This is a genomic window from Alterotamlana spongicola, from assembly GCF_035818475.1.
Taxonomy (GTDB): Bacteria; Bacteroidota; Bacteroidia; order Flavobacteriales; family Flavobacteriaceae; genus Cognatitamlana.
On record NZ_JAYMGV010000012.1, the window covers coordinates 1 to 5,261 of the forward strand.

A 5,261-nucleotide genomic window follows, 5' to 3' on the forward strand; every position below is an offset into this window, starting at 1 on the left:
TCTTTCATTCTGACAGAGGGTCTCAATATGCTAGTTATATTTTTACAGATATCATTAAAAGTTATGATGGTCTAGTAAAACAAAGCATGAGCAGAAAAGGGAACTGTTGGGATAATGCTGTAGTAGAATCATTTTTTAAAAGCTTAAAAACTGAATGGGTGTATAAACATAAATACAATTATAGGTCTCAAGCTGAATTATCAATCTTTTCTTGGATAGAAACTTGGTATAATAAAAGAAGGATACACTCAACTTTAGGGTATAAAACTATTAACGAATTTGAAACCGAAATGTATAACCAAAATGTAGCCGCTTAAATCTCGCAATTAATTGTCCACTTTTTTATTGCAAGTCCAGCTCAGACTTGATAAAATATTAAGTTTACCAATAAGCACTATTGTCAACCTGTTCTATTATAACTGAACAAACTGCCTATTTTAAATTAAGATTCACTTTAAGCTATCATAATATTGTTAAGATTTTATATAATGCAAGACAAAATTCAAAATGACATGCTTTATAAATAAAAAACAAGTAAAGCAATTCCTAGTAACCTGCCCAATCAATTCTTTGGGAAAGTGAACGCTCCCAGTTAAATATTATGAACCTCTCTTTTAGGTTATCAAAGCTTTATTTTAAAAAAAAGGGATTGAATGATTTAAGGTAAAACTTGGTCAATTTGTAATAATAATGAAACCTGTTACTTTTTAATTTAGCCCATATTTTATAGGTGCTGCGCTGTATATACATTGCGGTAAATTATGATTTATATAAAGAACTATTATCAATTAATCCAAAAAATTATGAAAAAAATTACTTTATTATTATTATTTATATCAGCGGTTATTTCTGCGCAAACTACGGTGCAGTATAATGATTTTAGAAAAAACTATAACACAGGTAATAGAGGTATAATAATTGAAGTTGCTGATTCAGGTACTACCACTAATGATCCTTTGTTTGTTTATAATAATGGTACTATAACTAATGACGGTGGTACAACTGTCCTTATAGATAATAACGGAGGACCACGATATATGAATGGCGTACAGGTAAACCCTAATGGTTTTCAAAATCGTATTATTGAATTTAGAGGGAGAATTAGTAATGATAACCATGATGTAGAAACATTGTATCTAAAACCTCAATCAATAGACCTACCTAAAGAAGGTAGCATAGAAGCAGAAGCTTATGTGTTTAAAATAAAAGGATGTTTAAATTAAATTACTGTTAATCAGTTTTTTGTGAAAGTTGGTTTTTTCTAGTTATAACCATAATATTAGTGTTCAAGCTCAAAAAAGAGCATAGTCAATTGGAAATTCTTGATTTTTATAAAAAAAAACTGATAATGAAGAATTTAATTATAGAAAAGCAAGCAAAAAATATAATTGTATCCTTACCTGAATTTGAACTAAATACATTTCAACTAATTAATGTAAAATAATGGAGCTTTAGCTTCTAAAATTAAAATATGAAGAATTACAATAGATTAATGTTCCAACTTTTAGCAATAGTCGGCATACTGTTAGTAGGATGTGCCTTAGGAAAAAAAGAAACAAAGGCACCGAAAGATACTCCGCCCAATATCATCTATGTGTTAGCAGACGACTTAGGTTATGGAGATATAGGTGCTTATAACCCGGAAGGAAAAATTAAAACACCAAATATTGATAAAATGGCTGAAGAGGGGATACGTTTTACAGATGCGCATACCAGTTCTTCCGTCTGTACACCTACCCGTTATGGTATCATGACAGGGCGTTATAATTGGCGTTCTGAACTCAAGCAAGGCGTACTTACTGGAAGATCTCCGGGATTAATTCCATCCTCCAGGACAACTGTTGCGTCATTGTTAAAGAAGCAGGGCTACTATACTGCTTTTATTGGCAAATGGCATTTAGGCTGGGACTGGGCAGAAAAAGTTAAAAAAGACACTATTGTTGAGATAGGCTGGGATACGAGAAGTTTTGATAATGTAGATTTTTCAAAACCTATTAAAAATTCACCTAATGATTTAGGATTCGATTATGCTTATGGTCATTGTGGCTCCTTAGATATGGCACCTTATGTGTATGTAGAAAATGGAAAAGTAACTGCGCAGCCTACAACGATAACAGAAAACAAAAGAAAATATACCAAATGGCGTAAAGGGCCAACTGCCCCTGATTTTGAGCACGAGCAGGTAACACCAAATTTTTTCAAGAGGGGGATGAAATATATAAAGCAACAGGCACAAAATGATAAACCTTTTTTCTTGTATTTACCTTTGCCCTCACCACATACACCAATCTTACCTTTAGAAGAATGGCAGGGCAAAAGTGGATTAAACCCTTACGGAGATTTTATGATGATGATAGATCATTATATGGGGGCACTTATACAAACTATAAAAGATGCAGGAATAGAAGAAAACACCTTGATTGTTTTCACCAGCGATAATGGTTGTTCTCCTGCAGCAGATATTAATGAAATGATTGAAAAAGGACACTACCCCAATAGTATTTTTAGGGGGCATAAAGCAGATATTTTTGAAGGCGGGCATCGTGTACCATTTATTGTCAAATGGCCGGCAAGAATAAAAGCAGGAGCAGTGAGTGATGAAATAATCTCTTTGAATGACCTAATGGGAACCGTGGCGGCTATAACAGGTTATCAATTGAAAGATAATGAAGGAGAGGATAGCTACAATATATTACCTGTGCTTACTGGGGAAACTTTGGAAGCACCACTAAGGGAGGCTACGGTGCACCATTCCATAAAGGGAAGTTTTGCCATTCGTAAAGGGAATTGGAAACTGTCCATGTGTGCGGGTTCAGGAGGTTGGAGTTACCCAAATAAGAAGGAGATATTAGATACCTTGCCTAAAATGCAGCTGTATAATCTAAAAGCAGATCCACAAGAAGCTAGCAATCTTGTAGCTGAACACCTCGATAAAGTAGAGGAGCTAAAAGGGCTATTGACCAAATACATTAGAGAAGGGCGCAGCACTCCAGGAATTCCTCAACAAAATGATGGGGATGAAAGCTGGGAACAGCTTTGGTGGATGAATTAAAATGAGCAAATAAGTATAGGTTGATCTTAGTATATTTATTGTTAGAGAAATATCTTGCTTATTAAAGAACGTGAAATTAAAATTAGAGGAAATGATTAAAACATCAAATACTCGATCGAATTATAATAATATTCATAACAAATAAATATTTAACTGCTTGATAAAAATTTAGGGTAATTAGAATTGATAGCATTATTTTATAGATTAATCCAACCTAAGGTAGATGTTTATTACTTAATAATATAAATTCAAAATATCCTTTTATTATTTAGTTAAGGGCTAATGCCTACCAATTTTATTGCAGTTATTTTAACTTCTAAAACTTCCACATGAGCAGTCAAAATAAAATTCTTAAAATACATTCCAAGGATAATGTCATAGTAGCGTTAACTAACTTAAAGAAGGACGAAAGAGTTAAGTTTAATTCAAAAGAGTATCACATTCTTGATGATATTCCTGCCAAACACAAATTTGCGACTAAAAACCTTAGAAAAGGAGATATTGTTCATATGTATGGTGTAACTGTCGGAAAGGCCAAAAAAGAAATTCCCAAAGGAGGGCTTATAAGTACAACCAACTTAGCACATGAAACCGAGCATTATAGTACAGAAAGCGCAATGAAAAAAGTAAAGTGGGAAGCTCCGGATGTTTCAAAATTCATAAAAAAAAGATTTAACGGGTATCACAGAGCAGATGGTAATATTGGGACAGAGAATAATTGGTTGGTTATCCCATTGGTTTTTTGCCAGAATAGAAACGTAGAGGTACTGAAAGAAGCCTTAATTGAAAAATTAGGGTTTGGAAAACAACAGCATTTAAGTTTTGATGTTGATTCCTTAATTGATGATTACAAGAACGGGATCTCAATAGATACCATTTTGAATAAAAATATTATAAAGCCACAAAATAAGCTTAACAAGAATCCATTATTTCCAAATGTAGATGGTATTCATTTCTTAACCCATGAAGGAGGTTGTGGAGGAGCAACGACAGATGCCGTAGCATTATGTCATCTTTTAGCCGGTTATATTAATAACCCCAATGTAGCGGGAGCTACCGTCTTAAGTTTAGGGTGCCAACATGCACAAGCGAGTATTTTGAAAAACGCTTTGAGTAAAATGTCTCCCAATCACAAAGGGGCTATTTATATTCTAGAACAACAGCAAAGTGAATCAGAACAAGAATTCCTTGCCGAAGCCGTTAAAAAAACATTTGCGGGACTCATTGAGGCCAATAAAATAGAGAGGAAGCCAGCTCCATTGAGCAAACTTGTCATAGGTTTGGAATGTGGCGGTTCTGATGGGTTTTCAGGAATTTCCGCTAATCCCACTTTAGGGCATGTATCAGATTTAATTGTTGGACTAGGAGGAAAGACCATACTTTCTGAGTTTCCCGAATTAAATGGAGTGGAACAAGAATTGATTAATAGGTGCGTGAATAATGAAAAGGCAAAGAAATTCTCAAAACTCATGTCAACCTATAACAAAAAGGCGGATGCACTGGGCGCAGGTTTTTGTGACAACCCTTCTCCTGGGAATATTAAAGACGGTTTGATAACAGATGCCATTAAATCAGCCGGAGCAGCAAAGAAAGGAGGAACTTCGCCCGTTGAAGATGTGTTGGATTATACAGAACAAGTGAAAGCATCAGGACTGAGTTTACTTTGTACCCCCGGTAATGATGTCGAATCCACTACTGGGCTTGCTGGATCAGGGTGTAATATCATCCTTTTTACCACAGGATTGGGTACTCCGACAGGAAACCCTATTACTCCGGTGGTAAAAGTTTCCTCAAATTCTAAGTTATTCAATAAAATGTCCGATATAATAGATTTTAACACCGGTGCTATTATTGATGGTACTTCCACCATCGAAAAGGCTGGTGAAGATTTGTTGGATTATGTTATTGAAGTAGCTAGTGGAAAACTAACCAAGGCCAAACAGTTAAGACAGGATGATTTCATTCCATGGAAACGCGGAATGTCTTTATAAAATAATAATATTGTAGCTAATAGCTACAATAACCGAATTTAATTTACAAAATAAAGTAGGCATCGCTTACAGATTTGAACCTAATTTCTTAACCACTTCGGCAATAGATATTTGTTGTGATATAATCAAGAGATGTTGACGATTTGTGAACCCCGATTTTATTTTAAATATATCAAATTAACTTTCGTAAGGTTAAAATATAAAGTAGATTACGACAA

At 34.3% G+C, this 5,261-nt stretch carries 4 protein-coding genes; all 4 read left to right on the forward strand.

The features are described 5' to 3' along the window. On the forward strand, positions 1 to 317 hold a 317-nt coding region (locus VOI54_RS17915), incomplete at its 5' end, for an integrase core domain-containing protein (RefSeq protein ID WP_326284708.1). A 486-nt stretch (positions 318 to 803) separates the two neighbouring features. Next, positions 804 to 1,223 (forward strand): hypothetical protein, encoded by a 420-nt coding sequence (locus VOI54_RS17920; protein ID WP_326284710.1) that lies wholly within the window; start codon positions 804 to 806, stop codon positions 1,221 to 1,223. Between the two features lie 248 nt (positions 1,224 to 1,471). Continuing rightward, a complete protein-coding gene (locus VOI54_RS17925) occupies positions 1,472 to 3,052 on the forward strand; it encodes a sulfatase family protein (protein ID WP_326284712.1) in 1,581 nt (526 codons plus the stop codon). 329 nt (positions 3,053 to 3,381) lie between these two features. After that, positions 3,382 to 5,043: a UxaA family hydrolase gene (locus VOI54_RS17930; RefSeq protein ID WP_326284714.1), complete on the forward strand. Its 1,662-nt coding sequence runs from the start codon at positions 3,382 to 3,384 to the stop codon at positions 5,041 to 5,043. Positions 5,044 to 5,261 lie beyond the last annotated feature (218 nt).